The organism is Brevibacterium sp. 2SA (assembly GCF_005502845.1).
In the GTDB taxonomy this organism is placed as follows: Bacteria; Actinomycetota; Actinomycetes; order Actinomycetales; family Brevibacteriaceae; genus Brevibacterium.
On record NZ_SCMW01000008.1, the window covers coordinates 1 to 23669 of the forward strand.

Consider the following 23669-nt stretch of genomic DNA (forward strand, 5'->3'; position numbering starts at 1 on the left):
GGGTGCAGAGGGCTGGGTCACGGGATTCTCCTCGGATCGTGCGGAATTCTCTGCCAGGAGTGCAGATCGTCGTACGTGCAGGCAGGCATCGGCGCAGGGTGGAGCGTCAGCGCGGAGTGTGGCGACGGTGCGGATGCGGCGGCCCGGTGGTGGGGCGCGGTGGGTCGTCATCGTCGTGGTGGTGGTGATCCGGAGTCGCTCGCCGAGGTGGCGGCTCCGGATGTGTGTCAGCGCAGGATGAACTCGTCTCGGTCGTGGGGGATGGATGCCCGCGAGTTCCGTACCGCGGACAGCTGCGCCTGGATGCTCGACCGGTTGTTACCGGGAACGATGTGATGGAGGAGGAGCTGCTGGGCTGAAGCGGAGTCAGCCACCCTCAGTGCATCGGCGACAGTCGTGTGGGACCTCAGGTGGTGGGCCCGTGAGGCGCGGGCGACGGGGTCGGTCGGCGAGCCGTGGACGGCGTTGATCCACTCTTCGTCGATCGCCTCGTGGAGGAGGATGTCGGCATTGTCGGCCAGCGCGATCATATTCGGGGTGAACGTCGTGTCCCCGGAGATCGCGACGACGCCGTCGTCGGTTTCGATGCGGAAACCGAAGGCCGGTGCCACGGGCGGATGGAGTGCCAGGGTGGCGAGCACTCGGACGCGATCGTCCTCGTAGACCGTGAACGGCGCGATCTCCGGGGCCGGATTGTCGTCGGTGTGGTAGCCGATGGACGTGGGCACGGCGATGTCGGAGGCGGTGAAGAGCTGCTTCGCGGTGGGTTTGAGCCCGTCGAGGTAGCGGTCGTTGAGGTCGGTGGCGAAAGCGCGGAAGAGCAGGTCGACCATGTCGGCGGTGCCCGGCGTCGGCTTCTCCGGGTAGAGCGGGGTGCGGGCTGCCGTGCCGTCGGAGGCTGCGGCGTGCTCCGACAGCGGTGGGGGCGTGCCGCGGTCACCGGGGCCGAGGATCTGCACGGGGTCGCTGTCTTCGCGCTTGCGGTCGTAGCTGCTGAAGAGCAGGAGGCTCGGGAGGGCAGCGACGTGGTCTGAGTGGAGGTGGGTGAGGAACATCGCTCGCATCCGGTCCATCGGCAGGCCCGCACGGACGAGGTTGCGTCCGGTGCCCGAGCCGGCGTCGATGAGGTAGAAGGCGTCGCCGACGACGACGGCGGTCGCGATGCCCGAGGGCTCTTCGGAGGCGGTGGCCGGCCACCAGCGGGGTCCGCCTGCCACGCCCAGGGTGATGACGCGGGTGGCAGTGGAGCTGGTGGATGGCATAGCGGTGACCTCTCGTCGGTGTCGGGGTTTCATCCAGTGTGGCCGAGGTCATAAAATTGATCCAATTAATTAAATGTCGAACGCACATAGGGAACTTCAATGAGCGACATCACACTGCGGCAGCTCGAATACTTCCTCGCCGCCCTCGACGACGGGTCGATCACAGCGGCAGCGCGCACGTGCAGCGTCACGCAGGCGACGGTGTCGACGGCGCTCAACGAACTCGAGCGCGCGGTGGGCACCCGTCTGCTCGTGCGCAGTCGCACAGCGGGAGTCCGGCCGACGAGCGCGGGGACGGCCCTGGTGTCACGGGCCAGAGCGATGCTCGATCTGGCCCGCGAGATCCCCGATGTCGCGATGGGGGACCAGTCGACGATCGTCGGTTTGGTCCGGGTCGGGTGCATCTTTCCGCTCGGACCGTATCTGCTGCCGCAGCTGATCAGTGATTTCGCCGAGGCGCACCCCGAGTTGGACATCTCTTTCGTAGAAGGGGCGACCGGGGATCTGCGGCGAGAGCTCGACGTCGGTCGTCTCGATCTCGTCCTCACCTTCGGCGGTCAGCTTCCGCCGACGGTGCCGGCGCAGGAGATCGCGAGCTTCCGTCAGATGATCCTCCTTGCGGCCGACCATCCGCTGGCCGGCCGCAAGGAGATCGCCTTCCGCGACGTTGCCGAGATGCCGGTCATCCTCTTCAACCAGCCGCCGTCGCGCGACAGGGTCGAGGCGATGATCCGCGGGGCCGGAGTCGAGCCCGATGTCCGCTGGGAGAGTGCGAGTCCGGAGACGGTGCGCGGACTCGTTCGCCGGGGGCTGGGCTATTCCGTGGGCAACATCGGCTCGGAGGCCGAGGGCCGGGACTCCGACGACGGCATCGCCTACATCCCCATCGATGACCCGCAGGCACCGAACTCGATCGTCGCCGTCTACGAGACCGGGCATCCGGTGCCGCGGCGGGTGAGCAGCATCGTCGACTACTTCATCGAGCAGAGCCCGACCTGGGAGTGGCTCTCCGAGTGACTTGTGTGCGATCGCCTGTGCATGAGTCGCCGACTCGTGTGCGCTGGGCCTGTGGACGCCCGGGCAGTGTCCACAGGGGTGTTCTCGGGTCTCGACGTCCGTGGTGATCGCTGACCAGTCTGGAGGTCGGTCCGCGCAGGGTGTGCGGGCCTGTCCCCGAGGAGGAGACCATGAGCACAGACACGATGAGCACTGGCACTATGAGCACTGGCACTATGAGCACTGACGCCATGCCGGCCGGCCCCGCGTGGGGGAGTGGACCCGCACCGACCGGGGGCGACGATTCAGTCGGCTCCGGGACGAGCGCCGACACCGCGTCGTCGCTCGAATCGACACCGGGCACCGATCTGCTCCCGGCCGACCCCTCCGGAGCGGGTGACCACCCCACTGGAATAGTGCGGGCAGACGCGGGGTGGGGTGCCGACACCGGGGCGACGACGGCGGAGTACGCGATCACCACGCTCGCGGCCTGCGGCTTCGCCGCGCTCCTCGTCGTCATCCTCAAATCGGAGCCGATCAAGGAACTCGTCACCGGCGTCATCCAGGCAGCTCTCGGCCTCGGCGCCTGACATGCGCGCGCCCGGGTCCCGCGGTCACGACGATGCCGGCACGGCGACCGCGGAGTTCGCCGTCGTCCTCCCTGCCCTCGTGCTGCTCGTCGTCGTGCTCGCGGGAGCCGCCGCCGTGGGATTCTCCCAGTTGAGAGCCTTCGACGCCGCGCGGTCGGCGGCACGTGAGATCGCGCGCGGCGAACCGCAGGCCGCCGTCGTCGACGAGGCGAAGAAGCATGCGGGCGCGTCCTCGAGAATCGCCGTCGGCACCGACGGCGGGTATGCGACGGTGACCGTGACGATCGCCCTGCCCGACGCGATCTTCTTCCTCGACGAGGTCAGCGCCGAGGCGACGGCGCGTTCCGAGGGCGGACGGGGAGACGGGTCATGACGAACATCGTCATCGGACTGTGCGGGATGATCCTCGCCTTCGTCACGGCGATCGGGGCCCTCAGTCAGGCGTTCGTCGCCCACAGCACCGCACAGGCGGCCGCCGATCTCGCAGCGCTCGCCGCCGCGGACGCCGCGCGGGGACTGGCCACCGGCGACCCCTGTGAGACGGCGAAGGAGGTGGCTGAGCGCAACGGTGCGACGCTGCGGGACTGTCGGGCCTCGAGCGCGCAGCAGAGTGCGTTCGTCGAAGTCGACGTCGACATTCCCGGACCTCTGCCGGCGGTGCGGGAGGCGGCCGTGGCGGGAAAGTAGGGATGCGAGGCAGCGGCGTCAGGATGAGACGCCGGTGGCCTCAGTCGAGGACGCCGCGCAGCAGGCGCAGAGCGGCAGCCTTGTCGAGCGGTTCGTTGCCGTTGCCGCACTTCGGTGACTGCACACACGACGGGCAGCCGTCGACGCACTCGCAGGCCGCGATCGCATCCCGGGTGGCGCCGAGCCACTCCTCGATGACCTCGCTGCCGCGCTCGGAGAATCCGGCCCCGCCGGCCAGTCCGTCGTAGACGAAGACCGTGGCCATGCCGGTGTCGGCGTGCAGCGATGTCGAGACCCCGCCGATGTCCCAGCGGTCGCACCCGGCGAAGAGAGGCAGCAGGCCGATCGAGGCGTGCTCGGCGGCATGGACGGCTCCGGGCAGATCCGCCTTGAGGACCTCGGTCTCCTCGATCAGTGCCTGGGGGATCGTCCACCACACCGCCGAGGTCCGCAGGGTGCGCTCGGGCAGGTCGAGGTCGTGTTCGGCGATGATCGCGCCACCGCGCTTCGCTCGCATCCGGTAGGCGATGACCTGATCGGTGACGTCGACGGTGCCGCTGGCCACGGTCACTCCCGACGGCAGGGTGCGCTGGGAGGCGGTGTCGACGATGGAGATCTCCGTCGTCGACCGCGGCTGCGTCGTGTAGTCGACGTCGGCGCGCTCGATGAACGCGACCCTTTCGTCGAGATCGAGGTCGGCGACGAAGAAGTCCGTGCCCTGATGCGTGTAGACGGCCCCCGGGTGGGCGCCGGTGTGCGCGCCTGCCTCGTCGACGGTGCCGAGCAGCGTTCCCGTGCTCGCCTCGACTAGGCGGAACTGACCGCCGCCGGTGCCGCGGATGTCGGCGAGGTCGGTGGCGGGCATTTCCTTGGCCCAGAACCACCCGGCCGGCCGGGCCCGCAGCATCTTCTGCTCGACGAGGTCGTCGACGACCTCGGCGGCGTTGTCGGGGAAATGGGTGAGGTCGGCCGGTGTCAGCGGCACCTCGGCGGCGGCCGCGCACAGGTGCTCGCTGAGGACGTACGGGTTGCCGGGATTGATGACCCCGGCATCGACGGGCGCGTCGAAGATGACCTCCGGGTGGTGGACGACGTACGTGTCGAGCGGGTCGTCCCGAGCGATGAAGACGGCCATCCACTTCTGCCCGGCCCGGCCCGCACGGCCGGCCTGCTGCCACAGTGAGGCGAGAGTTCCCGGCCAGCCGGAGATGATGACGAGGTCGAGCCCGGAGATGTCGATGCCGAGTTCGAGGGCGTTCGTCGACGCCACCGCGAGCAGACGCCCCGACCGCAGTGCGGCCTCCAGGGTGCGGCGCTCCTCGGCGAGGTATCCGCCGCGGTAGGCGGCGACCTTGCCGGTCAGGGAGTCGTCGACGGCTCCCACCTGCTCGCGGACCGTCGAGGCCAATGCCTCCGAGCCGCGGCGTGAGGCGATGAACGCGATCGAGCGGAAGCCTGCGCACATCGCGTCGGTGAGGACGTCGGCCGCCTCGGCGAGACCGCTGCGACGGTCACCGTCGGGCGACACCGGCGGCTCCCACAGCGCGAAGCTGCCTGCGGCACGCGGGGAGGCGTCCTCGGTCACCGGGTGCGCCGGCCGCCCGGTCAGCCGCGCGAACGCCGCATCCGGCTGGGCCATCGTCGCCGAAGCGCCGATGACGACCGGATGCGCGCCGTAGTGAGCGGCGATGCGCAGAAGCCGTCTGAGGATGAGCGCGACGTGGGATCCGAACACGCCGCGATACCGATGGGCCTCGTCGACGATGATGAAGCGCAGGGACTTGAAGAGCCGGGCGAAGCGCTCGTGCTGGGGGAGGATCCCGCGATGGAGCATGTCCGGGTTGGTGAAGATGATGTTCGCGTGCCGACGCGCCCAGTCCTTGGCTGCCTGCGACGTGTCACCGTCATACGCCGCCGGTCGGACACCGCGGATGATGAGCTGTTCGAGCTTCGTCAGCTGATCGGCGGCGAGTGCCTTCGTCGGGGCGATGTAGATCGCCGAGGAGGTCCGCAGGCTCTCCCGCGTCGTCTGGATCGACTCGAGCACCGGCAGCCAGAATCCGAGCGACTTGCCTGAGGCGGTGGGAGTGGCGATGACGACGTCCTCGCCGTCACGGGCGGCCTGCGCCGCCTCGACCTGATGCCGCCATGGGCGGTCGACGCCGATCGCGTGGGTCGCGTGCCGCAGCTCCTCGTCGACCCACTCCGGCCAGTCCGACTCGTGTTCGAACCGCTGTGGAATCTCGCGGGTGTGGACGATCCGATCGTCCCTGACACCGAACCCGGAGACGATGTCGTGGAGGGGGGAATCGGCCATGAAACCAGTATGGCGCAGTCGCCTGTGACTAGGATTCACCTGTGACCGAAGAGACAGCAGATGTGAGCCGCGCCCCTGACGTTCGCGATACCCCGGACAGCCGCGGCGACGGGAGCGGGACTCCGGCCCTGAGCGACGAGCAGCGAGCCGGCGCGGAACGGCTCGGTGCTGCGCTCTATGCGGCGGGGTACACCGAACCTCGGCTGCGGCAGTTCTGGGGAGGACCCGTCTCCGACGCGCTCGCCCGCAACAATGCGGCCCCCGCCCTCCGCCATTGCCGTCAGGTGCTCGGTGCGCGGCATGCAGAGACAGGGCCCGATGTCGGCACAGATTCGGGGAACGGCGCGGACTCGCCGAGCGGCGCGGGTGAGGCTCCCGGCACAGGCGCGATTTCCGGGGCGCAGACGACCGCGGACAGCATTGTGACTCCGAGCCCTGCGGCGCCGTCGGCGGACCTCTCGTTCGACGAACGACTCGCCGCGCTCGCGCTCACCTTCCTCCTCCACGACACTCTGCCGACCGCCCTTCTCGAGGCGGCGCTCGGCGCAGCCGACTGCGCGGCGGCATTCGACCTCGGCCTCCTCGCAGACGCCACGGATCCGGGCACCCGCGGTGACCGAGACCGGGACGTCCCCGCACCGGACGGCTCCGCCTCGTTCGTCACCGCACCGTTCGCCGTCGCCCCGTTCGATCTTCCCGTCGGCGTCCCGCGCGGCCTGCGACCGGGTGATGAGAACCTCTACCTCGTCAGCGACCACGGGACGCTGACGAGCCCGGACGTCCTCGACGGTGACTTCGTCCTCGGCGTCGGGGGCGCGGGACGAACGCTCGTCTCCCTCACCCCGCGCGATCCCGTCGCGCTCGCCGCGGACATCGGCACCGGCTGCGGCATCCAGGCACTCCTCCTCGCCCGGCATGCCGACCGCGTCATCGCCACCGACATCTCCGCCCGCGCCCTGCACCTGACCGCACTCGGCGCCGCGCTCAACGGGGTCACCGGCCTCGACCTGCGTCAGGGCTCGCTCCTCGACCCCATCGACGGCACCGTCGACCTCCTCGTGTCGAATCCGCCGTTCGTCATCACCCCGCGCGGTCAGGAGGCCGATGCGGCGCTGCCCGCCTTCGACTACCGGGACGGCGGGATGCGCGCCGACCGGCTCGTCCGGGAGCTCTTCGCCCAGATCCCCTCGGTCCTCGCCCCCGGCGGCCGGGCCGTGTGCCTGGGCAACTGGGAGGTCACGCCGGATTCGACGGGCGGCCCGGAGACCTGGGTCAGCAGTGCTGCCGACGGGATTCGCGAGCCCGCCGCCTCCCACGACACCGCCACCGAGCCCGCCGCCTCCCACGACACTGCCACTGCGGCCACCGCCTCCCACGACACCTCCGCCGCTGCGGAGACCTCCGTGTTCGTCGTCGAACGCGAGATCCTCGACCCTGTCACCTACGCCGAGACCTGGATCCGCGACGGCGGCATCCCCCGCGCGAGTGCCGCGTGGAACGCAGCCACCTCGGCGTGGTTGGACGACTTCGCCTCCCGGGAGGTCACGGAGATCGTCTTCGGCTACGTCCTCATGCACCGGGCAGATAACGATTCCTCATCACTTTCCCCGCAGGCCATCGGTGCCGACCAGGGTCGGACCGGCCTCGCCGAGGCGGGGGCTGAGCCTGCGTTCCGGGCTCGGGTGCGCATCACCTCGGCGCCGGCGACGAACCCCCACGGAATCGGCGCCTTCGTCCAGACGATCCACGAACTCGGGGCCTGGGCGGAGTCCGCCGGCGACGAGGAGATCGCGGCCACCGCATTCACCCGCTCACCCGACCTCGTCGAGCATCGGCACTTCGTGCCAGGGGAGACGGACCCGACGTCGATCACCGTCGAACAGGGCATCGGCTTCGGACGCGTCATCGACGTCGACACGGCCCTTGCCGGGTTCCTCTCCGTCGCCGATGGCAGTCTCACTCTGCGCCAGACCGCCGCGGCGCTCGCCCAGCTCCTCGGCGTCGACGAGGCGGCGCTGGAGGACCAGCTCATCGCGCAGGTCAGAGGGCTGGTCGCGGCCGGCATGCTGCTTCCCGGCGGCAATTGACACGACGGGACGCGGATGCCACAGTATGGGCCACCGCCAACGCACCCCGGGAAGAACCCGGACAACAACAGTGTTACATTGGCTCGGATCGACCATCTCGTCGATCACCCCGTGCCCCGAAAGGAATGAGTGAGCGTGGCCACAACCGAGAAGAAGCCCCGTCGTCTCGTCATCGTCGAGTCCCCGACGAAGGCGCGCACGATCGTCGGGTACCTCGGCGACGGCTACGACGTTGAGGCCTCAGTCGGACACATCCGCGACCTCCCGACGCCGTCCGAGCTGCCCGCCGACATGAAGAAGGGGCCGTACGGGAAGTTCGCCGTCGACGTCGACAACGGCTTCGACCCCTACTACCGTGTCGATCCGGGCAAGAAGAAGAAGGTCACGGAACTCAAGCGCCTGCTCAAGGACGCCGACGAACTCTTCCTCGCCACCGATGAGGACCGCGAGGGCGAAGCCATCGCGTGGCACCTCAAAGAAGTGCTCAAGCCGAAGATCCCCGTCAAGCGCATGGTCTTCCACGAGATCACCCCCGAGGCGATCACCCGGGCGCTGGAGAACACCCGCGAGATCGACATCGACCTCGTCGACGCGCAGGAGACCCGCCGCGTCCTCGACCGCCTCTACGGCTACGAGGTCTCCCCAGTGCTGTGGCGCAAGGTCCGCGCCGGACTCTCCGCCGGCCGCGTCCAGTCGGTGGCGACCCGACTCGTCGTCGAACGCGAACGCGAGCGCATGGCATTCGTCTCCGCCGACTACTGGGACCTCGACATCGACCTCGGACTGCCCGACGGCTCGAACCCATTCGCCGCGAACCTCACGACGCTCGACGGCTCACGCGTGGCCAGCGGTCGCGACTTCAACGACAAGGGCGAACTGAAGACCAAGGCCGCCGTCGTCGTCGACCAGGCGAAGGCCGAAGAGCTCGCGACCCTGCTCTCAGGACCGGCGAAGAACGCCCTGACCGTCTCCGGTGTCGAATCGAAGCCGTACTCGCGGCGACCCGCCGCCCCGTTCACGACCTCGACGATGCAGCAGGAGGCCGGCCGCAAGCTGCGGATGAGCGCCCGCCAGGCGATGCGCACCGCGCAGTCGCTCTACGAGCACGGCTACATCACCTATATGCGCACCGACTCCTCGGCGCTGTCCGGGCAGGCGATCGCCGCGGCCCGGCGCCAGGTCACCGAACTCTACGGTCCGGAGTACGTCCCGCAGTCCCCGCGCCAGTACGCGAGCAAGCAGAAGTCGGCGCAGGAGGCCCACGAGGCGATCCGTCCCGCCGGGGATTCGTTCCGCACGCCTGCGCAGGTGGCGAAGTCGCTCAGCGGTGACGAGTTCCGTCTCTACGACTTCATCTGGAAGCGCACCGTGGCCAGCCAGATGGCCGACGCGAAGGGTTCGACGGCGACGATCAAGGTCGCAGCCGACCTCGGCGACGGCCACGAAGCGGGCTTCAGCGCCTCGGGCACCGTCATCACCTTCCGCGGCTTCCTCGCCGCTTACGAGGAGGGGCAGGACGCGAGCCGCTACGACACGAAGTCCGGCGAATCCCGGCTGCCGCAGGTCGAGCAGGGCCAGAAGCTCTCCGTCGTCAAGGTCGCCGCGGACGGTCACACGACCGCACCGCCGCCGCGCTTCACCGAGGCGAGCCTCGTCAAGCAGCTCGAAGAGCTCGGCATCGGCCGTCCCTCGACGTACGCCTCGATCATCTCGGTCATCCAGGACCGCGGCTACGTCACCTCCCGCGGCAATGCACTCGTGCCGAGCTGGCTGGCGTTCTCCGTGGTCCGTCTGCTCGAGGATCACTTCACCGAACTCGTCGACTACGAATTCACCGCCGATCTCGAATCCGAACTCGACCGCATCGCGATGGGCGAAGAGGATCGCAAGGCCTGGCTGGCCCGGTTCTACTTCGGTGGAGAGGGTCTCGACAGGGAGGGTCTCAAGGAGATCGTCGACGACCTCGGCGAGATCGACGCCCGCGAAGTCAACACGGTGCGCATCAGCGACGGCGTCGCCCTGCGCGTGGGACGCTACGGCCCGTACCTCGAGGTCACCTCGGGGGTCGAGGGCGACGACCCGAAGCGCGTGTCGATTCCCGACGATCTCGCCCCCGATGAGCTCACCGCCGCGAAGGCCGCCGAACTCATCGAGAACCAGGGCGACGGCGACCGCGAACTCGGTGTCGACCCGGAGACCGGGCACACGATCGTGGCGAAGAACGGCCGGTTCGGCCCTTACGTCACCGAGGTGCTGCCCGAGTCCGAGGAGAAGCCCAAGCGCGGCGCGAAGAAGCCCAAGCCGCGCACCGGTTCGCTCTTCAAGTCGATGGACGTCGGCACGATCGACCTCGAGACCGCGCTCAAGCTCCTCAGCCTGCCCCGCATCGTCGGCCAGGACGAGGAGGGCACGGACATCACGGTACAGAACGGCCGTTACGGTCCGTACCTGAAGAAGGGCACGGATTCGCGGTCGCTGACCGATGAGGAGCAGATCTTCACGATCACCCTCGACGAGGCGCTGCAGATCTACTCGCAGCCGAAGCAGCGCGGCGGACGCACCGCCAAGCCGCCGCTCAAGGAACTCGGCGAGGACCCGGAGACGAAGAAGCCGATGGTCGTCAAGGACGGCCGCTTCGGCCCCTACGTCACCGACGGGGAGACGAACGCGACCCTGCGCAAGGATGACGACGTCGAGTCGATCACCCCGGCGCGCGGCGCCGAACTCCTCGCCGAGAAGCGCGCGAAGGGTCCAGCCAAGAAGAAGGCGCCGGCGAAGAAGGCTCCCGCCAAGAAGACGGCGGCGAAGAAGACGACCGCCGCGAAGACGACCGCGGCGAAGTCGACTGCGAAGAGCACGGCGGCGAAGACGACTGCGGCGAAGAAGTCGACGACGTCACGGACCACCGCGGCGAAGAAGACGACGGCTGCGAAGACCACTGCAGCCAAGCCGAAGACCCCCTGAGTCGGGCGGTCTGAGGCCGGCGGCGAGGCAGGACTCCTCGAGTCAGGCGACTGCTCTGCGTTCTGCGCGTGCGAGAGCCCCTGGGTGCGTACCCCGGGGGCTCTTCACATGCTCAGCGGTCGGCGGACCGCCGAAAAGCGGCCTCACACCGAGTGTGAGCCGCATCGACGGTGATTGTGTGCCAGCTCCAGGGTGAAATCGGAGCAGATTCCACCCTGAACCTGGCGCACAATCCGGCTGACTGCCAGTGGGCAGTAGGAAACGCTGCGGCGTAAAGGGCTATTGCACTGTATAACGAATGTCATACACTGTCTGTGTGACGGCGATCGAGTGGGATTCGCGCGCTGCCGCACACATGTGGCGGCGCCATGGTGTCACGCAGACAGAGGCAGAGGAGGCAATCGATGATCCGGAAGCCCTCCTGCTGACGCCTGATCCGGCCAGCAGATCCGGCAAATCTGATCGATACATCAGGTGGAGCTCCACGCGGGCAGAGGTGCTGGTCGTCATCGTTGTCAGGCACGAAGGCCTGCTCTACGGCGGCAATGCTTGGCCCGCCAATGAATCGCATCGCAAGCTCTACGAAGGAAGCCGTCATGACGAAAGGTAGTGTTCCTCCCGAGGCGCGCGCAGCACTGCGCGCCGAATTGGATGCCGATACCGCTGATTACCGGGACAAGTTGGCAGAAGGTGAGTGGCGCAAATCGAATCGAAGTTCCTCACCGCTGCTGACCGTGCGAGTCCCTGCTGATGTTCTTGAGAAGCTCCAGGCGCTCGCAGAGGAGTCAGGAGTGTCCGTCTCAGCGCTCACGCGACAGTTCATCGCCGAGGGTCTGTCGAATCGCGGCGACGAAGATCTCGTTGCGGCACTGGACCGGTTGGAACGCGATGTGGCGGCAGTGAAGGCGCGAGCTCAAGCAGGCTGAGCAATCTCCGGCCAGCAGTGAAGACGCAGACTCCTCGAGTCAGGCCGCTGCTTCACGCAAGTGAGAGCCCCCGGGTGCGTTCCCGGGTGCTCTTCACATGCTCAGCGGTCGTCGGGCGGCGGCGGGTGGCCTCGAATGGAAGGTGCGCCACGTCCGCGGTGGTTGTGCGCCAGGTCCAGGGTGAAATCGGCGCCGAATTCACCCTGGATGCGGCGCACATTGCTGCGGGGTGGTCTCCGGCACGCTCGGAGGCGCCTTCTGGCATCTTGCGCGATGCTCTCCCGCATCGCGGTGGGGAGAGAGCGCGGGCCCTCGTGGGGTGAACCCCGCGTGGGGTAGACCCCTCGCGGGGCGAACCGGGAGGACGGCCTCGTTACAGCACGTGCCCGGCGGCCTGCGCGGGCAGGGCGGCGAGTTCGTCTGCCGTCGGCGAACTGGGCGTGAGCGCGAAGTCGCGGGCGAAATAGGAGGCGAACGCCTCGGTGACGGCATCGACGGTGATCTCCGGATGCACCTCACTGATCGACCCGCCGGTCAGCGGATCCCACGTCACGCCCAGTGCGGCCTCGACGTCGGTGAGGACGGCGCGGATCGGATCAGGGTCGGTGACGATGACCGAGGAGGAGAACAGCCACGCCCCGGAGACGACGCGCTGCGCGGTGCCGATGGCCTTGATCCGACCGGCGACGTTGACGCTGTACTCACCCGGGCAGTATTCGCCGGGGATCTCGCCGAGGCGGGCGTCGACGCCGATGCCGCGCAGCACTGCGACGTAGTCCTCGCCGAAGCGGCTGAACCGCGCGGAGGTATTGGTGATGAAGGAGTCGCTCGGTTCGATGTGATCGATGACGAGAGAGCCCTCATGGTAGGCGGCGGCGCGTCCGCCGAGGCTGCGCAGAGCGGGAGTGAACCCGTGGTCGCGGGCGGCCTCGACGGCCGCCGGGAAACCGGGGAGGAAGCGGTCGCGGGCACCGAAGGCCACGGTCGGGGCGGGGCGGTAGAGCCGCAGCGTCGCGCCTCGGCGCCCGGCCTTGACCGAGTCGAGGAGGACACGGGCGAACGCGAGCTCGTCGGTCGGGGACAGACCCTCGGTCTCGACACGGTCCATCGGGGTGCGGGAGCCGTCTCCGGTCGTGGGGCCGGCATCGTCCGGTGCGGGTTCGCGGTCTGTCGTCACGGATCAAGAGTAGATGATGGCGCTCGTGCACCGGACGCCGGCGGGGAGGTGCGGGTCCGGACACCGTGGGACCCACCGGACACCGGCGGGACTCACCGGAGGACCAGCCGAGACTCACGGGGCTTCCAAGAGATATGTCAGAACCTGAAGATAGGGTAGTGGCGTGAGCATGTTGACGACTACAGGACATCGACTTCCCGGCGCTCCTGGCCGGTTGGTCACCGAAACCGCGGTGTGGGGCGCCCTCATCGTCCTCGCTGCGATCAGCTACGTCGTAGCCGGCACCAGCGGGTTCTTCACGACCGTCAGCGGTCGCGCGTTCACCACCCTCGCCGATACCCTCGGCGCCGGTGAGTTCGACAATCAGGCCGGCAGTCTGTCCCTGCTCATCGTCTTCGTCCTCGCGTGTGCGGGACTCTTCATCCCGTCGAAGGTCTTCGCCGGTCGGGGGCCGGCCGTGCGCAAACGGGCACTGAGCATCTCCGCCGTCGTCGAGGCGGCTCTCCTCATCGTCTTGAGCCTCGCCCCGAGCGCATGGCTGACCTGGGTGACCGGTCTCGTCCTCGGTGCCGTCATCGGCCTCCTCATGAGCCTCACCCCCTTCACGAACGAGAAGCCGTGGCGCCGGGTCGGCGTGCCCGCGACTGTGCTGCTCTTCCTCGCCTGCTCCTTCCAGATCATGGGCGGCGCGGAAGCCGGAACGAGTTCGCTGGGCTGGATGAGCCTCCTCGTCGGCATCGCCATGGTCATCGGCGCCGTGATGATCTACCTCACCCCCGAACGCGCCCTCCATGCGGAGTCGTCGACGACCGGGTCGTTCCCGGTCGCGAAGGCGCGGGTCGCCAGGCCCCCGGCGAGCATTGCGAAGCCGTGGGTGCCGATCGCCCTCTTCGGCGTCCTCGGGGCGACGTTCATCCTCGCCGAACCCACCGCCGTCGAACACGAGTACGGTCAGGCCGGATATGCGCTCATGCTCGTCGTCGCCCTCCTCGGCTGGGCGATCGGCTTCGAGATGGGGCCGACGTTCGCGCCGGGCATGTCCCGCCCCCGCGTCTCGGCGTTCGCCCTCACCGTCTCCGGCATCCTCCTCATCGCCACCGGTGCCATCGACGAACTCTCGGGCAAGGTCGTGCTCGCCGGCGTCGTCGCGTTCCTCGTCGGCATCGGCGTGCGCTCCCAGGTCTACGACTTCTCCCGCCGCGTCGGCGCTGTCGGCGGTGCCCTCATCGCCCTCCTCATCAACGCGATCGACATCACCGTGGCCCCGATCAGCACCGACGCGATCTTCACCCTGCCGCCGGCCGACGTCGCGTTCGTCGTCATCGGGTTCGCCGCGCTCGTCGCCGGCATCATCGGCCTCTGCATCTTCGACCCGCACGGCATGCAGGGACTGTCGGTCGACATCGTCCACGGCTTCCGCCCGCCCAGCCAGTCCGAGGACGCGAACAAGGACGGCGTCGGCGCCCTCGCCGACCGTTTCGGTCCCGGGTTCTTCATCGCCATCGAAGGCGGCGACGGATCGGGCAAGAGCACGCAGATCACGCGACTCTCCCGTGAACTCGCCGACGAGGGCTACAGCGTCGAGGCGACTCGGGAACCCGGCGGCACCGAGCTCGGCCGTAAGATCCGCTCGGTGCTCTTCGACGCCGAACCGCCGAGCGCCCGCACCGAAGCCCTCCTCTTCGCCGCCGACCGCGCCCACCATGTGGCCTCGCTCGTCGATCCCGGGCTCGAGGCGGGAAGCATCGTCATCACCGACCGCTACATCGACTCGACCGTCGCCTACCAGGCGGCCGGCCGCGAGTTCGACCCGAAGACGATCCTAGCGCTCAGCCGCTGGGCCACCGAAGGACTCATCCCGCACCTGACGATCGTCCTCGACATCGACCCCGAGGTGGCTGCCGCCCGGATGAGCGCCCGCGGAGAATCGAACTACCTCGACCAGGAGAACCAGCAGTTCCATCAGCGGGTCCGCCAGACCTACCTCAACCGCGCCCAGAAGGACCCCGAACGCTACGTCGTCCTCGACGCGTCCGTGACCCAGGAGGAGCTCGCCGGGCAGATCCTCGCAGCCGTGCATGCGCGGCTGCCGCACACCCTGAGGAAGGGCTCCGTCGCAGAGGCGGTGCCCGGTTCCGTGACCGACGCCGAGTCGGCGACGCCGGCCGTCGGAGGCACGGCGGCCGCCGCCGCATCCGGGCCGCAGAGCGAGAGGCCGGACAGCGCCGAGTCCACGACGCCAGCGCCCGCCGGTGGCGCGGACGGCGATCTTGCCGGCCGCGATGAGGCGAGCAGTGCCTCGAGCCGCGGGACCGGCGAGCGCGTGCTGCCTGCGACGCAGGCTGCCCCGTTGGTGCCTGAGGACTCGCCGACCGTCGGACAGCCGGCCCGCACCGCCGCGGGCGATGCGACAGGCGATGCGTCTGCGTCGGCATCGGAGGAGCGACCGGCACGTGAGACCGGCGACGGTCCGCGGGCGCGATTCGTCCCCGTCAGCGAGGTCGGGTCACCGACCGACGATGACGATGGCGTTGCCACCGACAAGGTCGACCTCGGTGCCGACCTGCGCGAGGATGCCGACGAGACGTCTGCCGACCGGAGCGAACCGTTCCTCGGCCGCAGTGCTGAGGACCGGGGCGGCGCAGACGCCGAGCGCACCGCCGAAGACACGCGGACGGCGGATGCGGGAAGCGATGCTCCCGAGGCAGAGGACGCCGATGAGGGACCGCTCGTCACCGACGGTGAGGCAGAGACCCGGGTGCACCCGGTGACCGGAGCCGCCGACCATGTCGTCGGTGATGACGATGCCGTCGAGATCGAGCAGCGCACGAGCAGCGCAGCGACGCCGGACGAACGGGAGGAAGCGGAGACCACAGTGCTCTCGGCCGGCACCTTCCGGCCACAGGCACCGGTGATTGACGAGGACGATCCCGATGAGGCGCCGACGACGATCATCGAGACCTCGGCGGCTGAGGAGTCGAACGGCTCCGACGAAGCGGCCACGACCGTGCTTCCGGCCCGCAGCGCCCGGCAGACGAGCCGCGAACGCCTCCAGGCGCAGGCCGAGATCGAACGGCAGGCCCGTGAGCGTGTGCGCCAGCAGCGGGAGCGCAACCGCAACCGCTTCAACGGTCCCGGAGGGTCCCGGTGAGCGTCTTCGACGAACTCGTCGGACAGGACGACGTCGTTCGCCAACTCGAGTACGCGCTCAATTCGCCGGCGGCGATGACGCATGCGTGGCTCTTCACCGGGCCGCCCGGTTCCGGTCGGTCGAATGCGGCCAGAGCCTTCGCAGCCGCGCTCATCTCCGGCGGTGAGGCGCCCAATGATGTCACCGCCAGGGTGATGTCCGGCCACCACGAGTCGCTGACGATCATGTCGACGCAGAAGTCGGTCATCGCGATCGACGAGGTGCGCGAACTCGTCGGCAAGGCCCAGACCGCGCCAGTCAACTCCCCGTGGCGCGTCGTCATCATCGAGGACGCCGACAGGATGACCGAGCGCACCGCGAACGTCCTCCTCAAGGCGATCGAGGAACCCCCGCCGGCGACGGTGTGGCTGCTCTGCGCCCCGAGCCCCATCGACGTCCTCACGACCATCCGGTCGCGGTGCCGTCCCGTGCGCCTGCGCATTCCCTCACGTGAGGCCGTTGCCAGCTTGCTCATCGACCGCGACCATGTCGATCCCGAGCGGGCGCGCTGGGCCGCGGCCGTCGCCCAGAACCACATCGGGCGGGCGAAGTACATGGCGCTGAGCGACTCCGCGGCCGACGAGCGGAAGAAGATCCTTGCGATCCCGGGCAAACTCACCTCGGTGGGGGCGACGATCCGGCTGGCCGGGCGCATCGTCGACGAAGCCGCGGAGACGGCGAAGGCCCGCGTCGAGGAGCGCAACGCGAAGGAACGCAGCGACCTCATGGAGACCCTCGGCATCGCCGGGGAGAAGACCGTTCCGCCGTCGGCGCGAGCGCAGATCCGCAAGCTCGAGGAGGAGCAGAAGCGGCGGTCGGTGCGGGCCCGCAACGACGAACTCGACCGGATCTTCCTCGAGCTCATGAGTCTCTACCGCGACATCCTCATGTACCAGCTGGGCATGCGGGACGGGTGGATCAATGCCGGCGAGGACGAACTCATCACCGAACAGGGCAATCGGGACACCGCGGACACCACCCTGCTGCGCATCGATGCGATCGCCGAGGCGCGGCGGCGACTGGCCACGAACATGTCACCGGTGCTCATCGTCGAATCCGCGTTCGTGCTGCTGTCGAATCCCTGGCTGCTCACCGACCGGGACGGCGCCGCCTGAGTCCTGCCCGTCCTCTGCACGGGTGGAAGCGGCCTCGGCGCGGACGCTGTCGTGGACCGTCTGCTGAGGTCAGTCCTCGTCGAGGAGTTCGCCGACGAGGGCGGCGGTGAGTTCGACGCGGCGGGGGATCCAGACCTGCAGGGCGTGTTCGGTCCGCGCGTGGGAGCCGCCGCCGACGGTGCCGAGACCATCGAGGGTCGGTGTCCCGACACCGGCGGTGAAGTTGCCGTCCGAGCCGCCGCCGACGGCCACCGACCGCAGCGGCGGGTGGCCGAGGTGCGAAGCGAGGCGCTGCGCGCGGGCGTAGAGGCCGAGTGCCATCTCCTCTTCGAGCGGACCCCGATTGATCCCGCCCTTGAGATCGAGGCGGGCGCCGGCGACGGTGGGGGTCAGCGCCCGCAGCTCGGCGTCGATGCGCTCCTGTTCGGCGACGGTTGCGGCACGGGAGTCGATGCCGACGACCGCCTCGGCGGGGACGGTGTTCGTCGTCGAGCCGCTGCGCATGACGGTGGGCACGACGGAGGTCCCGACATTCGGGGCGTGGAGGGCGGCGATCGACACGACCTGGTTGGCGATCTCGACGGTGGCGTTGATGCCCTTCTCGGGTTCGACACCGGCGTGCGCGGCGAGACCGGCGACCTCGAGGGAATAGATCGCCACGCCCTTGCGCGCGATCTTCACCGAGCCGTCGGGGGCGCCGCTTTCGAACACGAGGGCGGCTTTCGCACCGCGCGCCTCATCTTCGATGATCTGCCGTGAGCCGGGGGAGCCGAGCTCCTCGTCGGAAGTGATGAGCACGCTCACGCCGTCGAGGCTGCCGCGTTCGGAGCGGAGTCGGGCCATGGCGTAGAGGGCGATGAGGATTCCGCCCTTCATGTCATCGGCGCCGGGTCCGCGGACGACCCCGTCGGTCACGGAGAAGGGGAAGGATTCAATCGTGCCGGTCGGCCAAACCGTGTCGTGGTGGCCGATGAGGACGACCTCACGCTCTCCGGAACCGAAGCGCCACAGCAGGTGCGGATGGCCGCCGGTCTCGATGACATGCGGCGCGGCTCCGAGGAGGCCGGTGCCGATGCGGGAGAGGAGCTGAGCGCTGCGGGCCAGTGCCGCGGGGTCATGGGAGAACGATTCGCACTCGATGAGCGCTTGGAAGTCGCTCATGAACTCTGTCGAATCGAACTCTCTCACGTAATCGGCCTCTCGGTTTCGCAGTGGGTATCCACCCAAGGTTAGCGGGTCGGTCGAGTGTGACACGTGTCGCACCCGTTCTCACCAGCGGATGGAGGTCGCAGGAGAGTCGCGGATCACCGTCGTCGGGCCGGGTGAAATCGCAGATCAGCGGCGTGGACGCGCATGGGTGGGGTGGGTGGTTCCAGGCGCCGAGGTGGTCCCTCGTCCGTTTTGACCCGCGGTGCTCGGATTGGCTAAAGTTGGTGCGGTTGCCGCCTTAGCTCAGTCGGCAGAGCGATTCACTCGTAATGAATAGGTCGCGGGTTCGATTCCCGCAGGCGGCTCGGCAACAGGCCGGTTGACCAGCAGACATGCTGAGTCAGCCGGCCTGATTCGTTCCCCCGTCCAGACGACAGGACCTGTCTCACCGCACGTCGACCTTCGTGCTGTGCGCACGGTCGTAGAAGTGGGTTCCGGCAACGCCAGCCACTGCGGCGACGACCGTCGCGACGGCGAATCCCAGCAGCGTTGGCGCGATGTTGGAGAGCAGAGTCGTCGGGCTTCCCAATGACACGAGCATCTCCAGCTGAATCCCCAGGTCGAGATCGTTGACGGGAAGCGTGAGGAGGCGGGGCAGTCCCGAGTTCGCCGCGACGATGATGAGCGCAGCCACGGCCGCGAGGACACCGAACAGCGTGCCGGCGAGGTCATTGATCGCCAGCACGATGCTCACGAGCATCGCGGACAACACCCCGCTGTAGACGAGGACCGCGACGAAGCGCACCTCCGCATGCCCACCGGCATGCTGGAAGACGAACGTGCCGATGCCGGTCGCCGCAATGGCCGCGGCCACACCCAGCACCACCGAACCGACCGCTCCGATGAGCAGCTTGATCCCCAGCAGAGCCTGCCTGGGGAACGGTCGCTGGGCGCGCATCGTGCGCCACGGACCGACGAGGACGATGCTCAGCCCTGCCGCCCGATTGACGACGAACGACGCCGTCAATGCCAAGGTCAGCCCCGCGAGCGCCGACGCGATGACCACGGATGGCATCCATGCGGACGACGCCCACGCGGGCTCATTGCTGGCAGCCTCCTCGGCGACGGGGTTGATCTGGGCGGTCGCCGCAGGCGGGTTCCCGGCCGACGGCACGGACGCCGCACCGTCAGCGTCCGGGCCGAAGTAGTCGACCGGGTCGGGCCCCGACACCTCGTCGACGGTCGTCGTGAACGGTCGCTCGAACGCCCGCGCGGTCTCATCGGTCGACCGGGCACAGTTGAGGCTGCTGCCGGCAGGATCGCACGTGAGCTCGCCGGCGACGGTGCGGATCTGGTCGGCGACGAACTCGTTGGCCTGCCGGACCACCTCGTCCTCGTACTTCGTGACGATGAAGCCGTCCTCGTTGAGAGCCTGCGGTCCGGCGACGATCGTGATCGGATACGTCGGTGCCTCAGCGAGCCGTCCCGCGGAGTAGTCGCGGATGTCGGCGAGCACCGTCGGCGTGAGCTGCGCGGGCAGGATCACCGCGAGAACCGACGTCCCATCCTCGACCTGGGCCCGGGCCCCGGCGGGGGAGAGCACGCGCTCCTCGGTCCCGAACTCCTCAACCAGGGCGCCCTCCTTGAGGCGCTTGGCATATTCGTCGGAGAACGCGAGGTAGTCGACCATCGCGCTCTGCAGGGCCGGCATCTCGGAGACCGTGTCATCGACCCCGACGGCAACGGAGAAGCTCGGCGGGGATTCGACGCTCACCGCCGCGGAAACGTCCGCCGGAGGCCGCGGCTGACTGCTCGCAGCGATGGAGCGCTCGAGCTGCGCGAGCGCGGGGGCGAGGACCGCCAGCGCAAGGATGAAGACTGCGACGGCGGCGAGCAGAGGCCACAGCAGCAGACGCAGAGGACGACCGGATCCGAGGGCATTCGCCGAGACGAGGACTGAGCGCACGCCTTCATTCTCCCACCCCGGAGTGTGTCAGTCATCACACACCGGCTGGGAGGCTCGTGAGGCTTGGCCGGCCTCAGAGCATCTTGCCCTGCACATTCCATCCGTGGGTCTTGACGAGACTGAGCGCCTTCATCCGGCGGAACCCGACCGCATGGCCGGCGAGGAAGTTCGACAGACGCAGCCAGAACCCGTTCTTGTGCCGATCGACCGAGCGGATGTAGGCGTCGACGTCGACGTGCTTGGCCATGTTCTTGCCCGCGAAGAGGGCGATGAGCTTCATCGCGTCCTGCGGAGCGTAGAACGACGCGGTGCGATCGGCCGTGTACTCCTGGGCTCGCGAGAGCGACGGCGAGAGCCGGAGCAGGACGAGGATCGGCTGGATGCCGTTGCGCCACAGGTTCACGTGACCGCACTTGATGTGCCCGAGCTCGTGGGCCATGATGAAGCGCAGCGCGCCGAAGTCACCGTACATGTACGCGAGATCGACGATGTCACTGTAGACGACGACATAGCCGCGCTGCAGCTGGCACTTCGATGCGTAGGCGTTCATCATTCCGTTGCCGTTGATGACGTAGATCTGCGGGATCGTCGACATCCGTCCCGTGCCGGCACCGAAGCCCATCTCCACGGCGAGATCGTGGTAGACCCGGTAGAGCTCGGGGAACTGCTCGTCCGTGACCTCGACACCGTTGGAGATCTGTGACCAGAAGAGGTAGCGGATGTAGATGAAGCTGATGATCGGCGCGAACAGGCCGATGAGGACGCCGAGGGCCCATTCGTCGAGGGAGAGCCCGAGGAGCAGGTAGGTGAGCGCGCCGAGGGAGACGATCACGGTGAGCACGATGCCGAGGACGAGCATCGGCATCTCGGCACGATGGCGGAGCTGGCTGACCGAGGGGCCGTAGGCTCTCACCGGGGTGGGAGTCTGGTTGGCTGTCATGGAACTGTGTCCTCTTCGTCGTCGACTCGAGGAGAGCCGGGGGATGGGGATGACAGCGCCGAGGCGGCAGGGACCACCCAGCAGGCGCCGGGCTCACGGACGGGGCAGTCCAGCCGAAAGCCTGCGAAACACTAACACAGAACTCCGCAGCCCCCATTGCCGACGAGAGGGTACCTCAGCGCAGTTCCCGACAACACCGCCTGCCGCAGGTCGTCGCCGGCAGGTGCCAGGGACTCAGTCGGCGTCCGCCTCGAGCAGGTCGACACCGAGCAGCTCATACGCCCGGCGGTACTTCTCGGCCAGGCGCACGCGCGTCGCATCGTCGAGCGCGGCCTGCCGGACGGGGTCGGTGTTGTCGGCGAGGTCAGCGGTCTTGACGATGACGGCCAGCCGGTCGGACCGGACCCTGGCGAAGTAGTCCTCGACGGCCTCACCGCTGCGCTTCGTCACCGCATCAACCGCGGCGACCACCTCGGTGGGGAACTCACGACGCAGATCATCCGCGCTCACCGAGGTGTCCTCGACGACATCGTGGAGCCACGCCGCCGCGATCGCGGACTCGGCATCGGCGGAGTCCAGACCCTGCTCTTCAGCGATGGCGGCGGCATTGGCTGCCACCCGCCGCGGATGGTCGATGTAGTCCTGGCCCGCCTTGTCGACCTGGCCGGTGTGCGCCGTCCGAGCGATCGCCTCGGCGCGGGTGATGAGATCCTCGGTGCCATTCATGGTGCCTCCTGACGGGTGCGGACTCGGATGCCTTGGCGGGGACAGCCCCGGGGACCATCGGCGGTGGACGGCCCCGGGGCAGCGTCGGCTGCGATCAGCGCCAGCGCTGCCAGGCGGCCTGACGGCTGACGTCGGCGAGTTCGGCGACGCGGGCCCACGAATTGTGTTCGGCGAGCAGGCGGGCGCTCGTGCCGAGGGCCTCGCCGACTTCGGAGGACAGGGAGATGAGGGCGGAGAACGCCGCCGGATCGGGGGAGTGGGCGAGACCGTTGATCGCCTGCCGCGCCGAGGCGATGAGCTCGGCGACGGCTTCCACCCCGGGGTCGGCCTCGACATTCGGATCGGGCGCTGAGAACCGGGCGCCGCCGGCAGTCCCCGCGTTGGAGGACGCGGTGCCGGAGTCGCTGAGATCCACCGGTTCGGTGCTGTCGTCGTCGAGTGTCACAACGATCATCTCCTCGGGAGAGTTGAGGCTGCGGGTCCAACTGCGGGAGTGCCAGCGGTATTCGACCTCGCCCCTCAGGGGCCGATAGACGGCAGTGTACAGGGTGCCGAATGCGTTGTCGTAGTCCCCGCTCCAGACCCCTGGCCCGAGCATCGCCTCGGCCATCGCCTCGACTCCGCGTCCGTCCTCGAGCGCCTCGGTGAGAAGCTCCTGACGCTCGACGCTGCGGAACCGTCGAGCGTGGTCGGGGTAGTCCGGGTGGCGTCCCCGATGGTTCGTCGCGACCGGATCCTCGATGATCTCCGGGGCCATTCCCGGCCCGACGTACGCGGTGACGCTCCTGCCCGTCGCATCGACCATCGTGAGGTTGTAGTACATCGACACCGGAACGGTCTCGAGTCGGCGCAGGGCCTCGGGCACATCGCCGGCGACCTCGAGGAGGAAGCGGACGACGAGCGGTGCGGCGAAGCCGTCCCCGTCGCCGGGGCGTCCGCCGAACGCGAGGGAGACGGCCAGCCCGTCCTCGTTCAACCCGTCGAGCAGACCCCACAGGCAGTCGGAGGTGCCGATGACCCGTCGGGTGCCGTACCGGGTGGAGGCGTGGACCTGTTCGAAGAGTTCGAGGCCGTAGTCGTAGTTGCGCAGCAGCGCCGGTTCGGGAGAGGACATGGCGACCTGGGAGCAGCCGGGCAGGAAGCGTGGCGGGTTCCACAGGGTGAGCATCCGCGCGGCCGTCTCATCGTTGCCGGTGAGTTCGACGAGTCGCTCCCATGTCGGCACGAGCTCGGGCATGTGCTCACGCAGCTTGGCCTCCGCGGTGGCCAGATCGGGTCGGGCCCAGTCGCCCTGACTGAGGTACCAGGCGCGGTAGGCCGGCCACACGGTGTCGAACAGTGCCTGCCAGCGGGTCGAGGGGCGGTCTTCGGTGATTCCGTAGAAAGTGAAAGAAGTCATGTGTCAAGGCTAGGTTGACACTTCATCGCGTGTCAAGAAAATATTGACGCTGAGTCGAGAGGCATGGGCGGATTGCGGTGTTCTCCGTGGTCACCGGGCCTGTGTCGGTCTTATGGACTCTGAGGCTGTGTACCCTTGAGGGCAAGCGGCCTGGGCATCATCGGCTCCGGTCGAGGCG

General features: G+C 68.6%; 18 protein-coding genes and 1 tRNA gene. 11 read left to right on the forward strand and 8 right to left on the reverse strand.

Going from position 1 to position 23669, the window contains the following annotated elements; genetic code table 11:
- Nucleotides 1-227: 227 nt before the first annotated feature.
- On the reverse strand, nucleotides 228-1262 hold the full coding sequence (locus FFS20_RS05060) for an MBL fold metallo-hydrolase (protein ID WP_137824838.1): 1035 nt from the start codon (nucleotides 1260-1262) through the stop codon (nucleotides 228-230).
- A 99-nt stretch (nucleotides 1263-1361) separates the two neighbouring features.
- On the opposite strand from FFS20_RS05060, the gene FFS20_RS05065 reads away from it, so the two are divergent.
- The 4 genes from FFS20_RS05065 (at nucleotide 1362) to FFS20_RS05080 (ending at nucleotide 3535) form a co-directional block, all read left to right on the forward strand.
- Nucleotides 1362-2279: a LysR family transcriptional regulator gene (locus FFS20_RS05065; protein ID WP_137824839.1), complete on the forward strand. Its 918-nt coding sequence runs from the start codon at nucleotides 1362-1364 to the stop codon at nucleotides 2277-2279.
- Nucleotides 2280-2494: 215 nt separating this feature from the next.
- Entirely contained in the window at nucleotides 2495-2848 is a 354-nt protein-coding gene (locus FFS20_RS05070) for a DUF4244 domain-containing protein (RefSeq protein ID WP_249356676.1), read from the forward strand.
- 1 nt (nucleotide 2849) lies between these two features.
- The gene (locus FFS20_RS05075; protein ID WP_137824840.1) at nucleotides 2850-3221 is read left to right on the forward strand and encodes a TadE family type IV pilus minor pilin; all 372 of its coding nucleotides are present in this window, start codon (nucleotides 2850-2852) and stop codon (nucleotides 3219-3221) included.
- Entirely contained in the window at nucleotides 3218-3535 is a 318-nt protein-coding gene (locus tag FFS20_RS05080; RefSeq protein ID WP_137824841.1) for an Rv3654c family TadE-like protein, read from the forward strand. Before FFS20_RS05075 ends, FFS20_RS05080 begins: the two co-directional genes overlap by 4 nt.
- Before the next feature lie 40 nt (nucleotides 3536-3575).
- On the opposite strand, the gene FFS20_RS05085 is transcribed toward FFS20_RS05080, so the two are convergent.
- A complete protein-coding gene (locus FFS20_RS05085) occupies nucleotides 3576-5852 on the reverse strand; it encodes a DEAD/DEAH box helicase (RefSeq protein ID WP_137824842.1) in 2277 nt (758 codons plus the stop codon).
- Nucleotides 5853-5893: 41 nt separating this feature from the next.
- Here FFS20_RS05085 and FFS20_RS18225 point away from each other — a divergent pair, with 41 nt between their 5' ends.
- From FFS20_RS18225 to FFS20_RS05110, 4 genes are all read left to right on the forward strand, one after another.
- Nucleotides 5894-7939 (forward strand): class I SAM-dependent methyltransferase, encoded by a 2046-nt coding sequence (locus FFS20_RS18225; protein ID WP_249356677.1) that lies wholly within the window; start codon nucleotides 5894-5896, stop codon nucleotides 7937-7939.
- 135 nt (nucleotides 7940-8074) lie between these two features.
- Nucleotides 8075-10903 carry a type I DNA topoisomerase gene (gene topA, locus FFS20_RS05100; protein ID WP_137824843.1) on the forward strand — a complete coding sequence of 943 codons (2829 nt, stop codon included), beginning with the start codon at nucleotides 8075-8077 and terminating at the stop codon, nucleotides 10901-10903.
- Between the two features lie 316 nt (nucleotides 10904-11219).
- Nucleotides 11220-11513, forward strand: a complete 294-nt coding sequence (locus tag FFS20_RS05105; RefSeq protein WP_212743290.1) for a BrnT family toxin — start codon at nucleotides 11220-11222, stop codon at nucleotides 11511-11513.
- The gene (locus FFS20_RS05110) at nucleotides 11500-11829 is read left to right on the forward strand and encodes a ribbon-helix-helix protein, CopG family (RefSeq protein WP_171006996.1); all 330 of its coding nucleotides are present in this window, start codon (nucleotides 11500-11502) and stop codon (nucleotides 11827-11829) included. The genes FFS20_RS05105 and FFS20_RS05110 overlap by 14 nt, the downstream gene beginning before the upstream one ends.
- A gap of 373 nt (nucleotides 11830-12202) precedes the next feature.
- Here FFS20_RS05110 and FFS20_RS05115 read toward each other — a convergent pair whose 3' ends face one another.
- A complete protein-coding gene (locus tag FFS20_RS05115; RefSeq protein ID WP_349290513.1) occupies nucleotides 12203-13006 on the reverse strand; it encodes a lipoate--protein ligase family protein in 804 nt (267 codons plus the stop codon).
- Nucleotides 13007-13220: 214 nt separating this feature from the next.
- On the opposite strand from FFS20_RS05115, the gene tmk reads away from it, so the two are divergent.
- Nucleotides 13221-16157 carry a dTMP kinase gene (gene tmk, locus FFS20_RS05120; protein WP_137824845.1) on the forward strand — a complete coding sequence of 979 codons (2937 nt, stop codon included), beginning with the start codon at nucleotides 13221-13223 and terminating at the stop codon, nucleotides 16155-16157.
- A complete protein-coding gene (locus FFS20_RS05125) occupies nucleotides 16154-17311 on the forward strand; it encodes a DNA polymerase III subunit delta' (RefSeq protein WP_137824846.1) in 1158 nt (385 codons plus the stop codon). Before tmk ends, FFS20_RS05125 begins: the two co-directional genes overlap by 4 nt.
- A gap of 69 nt (nucleotides 17312-17380) precedes the next feature.
- Here FFS20_RS05125 and FFS20_RS05130 read toward each other — a convergent pair whose 3' ends face one another.
- Nucleotides 17381-18472, reverse strand: a complete 1092-nt coding sequence (locus FFS20_RS05130) for a M20/M25/M40 family metallo-hydrolase (protein ID WP_249356678.1) — start codon at nucleotides 18470-18472, stop codon at nucleotides 17381-17383.
- 280 nt (nucleotides 18473-18752) lie between these two features.
- Here FFS20_RS05130 and FFS20_RS05135 point away from each other — a divergent pair.
- Nucleotides 18753-18825: transfer RNA gene (locus FFS20_RS05135), tRNA-Thr, on the forward strand.
- An 80-nt stretch (nucleotides 18826-18905) separates the two neighbouring features.
- Here the strand turns inward: FFS20_RS05135 and FFS20_RS05140 are convergent.
- The 4 genes from FFS20_RS05140 to FFS20_RS05155 form a co-directional block, all read right to left on the reverse strand.
- Nucleotides 18906-20426: a hypothetical protein gene (locus FFS20_RS05140; protein WP_137824848.1), complete on the reverse strand. Its 1521-nt coding sequence runs from the start codon at nucleotides 20424-20426 to the stop codon at nucleotides 18906-18908.
- A gap of 73 nt (nucleotides 20427-20499) precedes the next feature.
- Nucleotides 20500-21366, reverse strand: a complete 867-nt coding sequence (locus FFS20_RS05145; RefSeq protein WP_137824849.1) for a M48 family metallopeptidase — start codon at nucleotides 21364-21366, stop codon at nucleotides 20500-20502.
- A gap of 234 nt (nucleotides 21367-21600) precedes the next feature.
- Complete coding sequence (locus FFS20_RS05150) at nucleotides 21601-22092, reverse strand: HD domain-containing protein (protein WP_137824850.1); 492 nt, start codon at nucleotides 22090-22092, stop codon at nucleotides 21601-21603.
- A 94-nt stretch (nucleotides 22093-22186) separates the two neighbouring features.
- The gene (locus tag FFS20_RS05155; protein WP_137824851.1) at nucleotides 22187-23491 is read right to left on the reverse strand and encodes a C45 family peptidase; all 1305 of its coding nucleotides are present in this window, start codon (nucleotides 23489-23491) and stop codon (nucleotides 22187-22189) included.
- Nucleotides 23492-23669 lie beyond the last annotated feature (178 nt).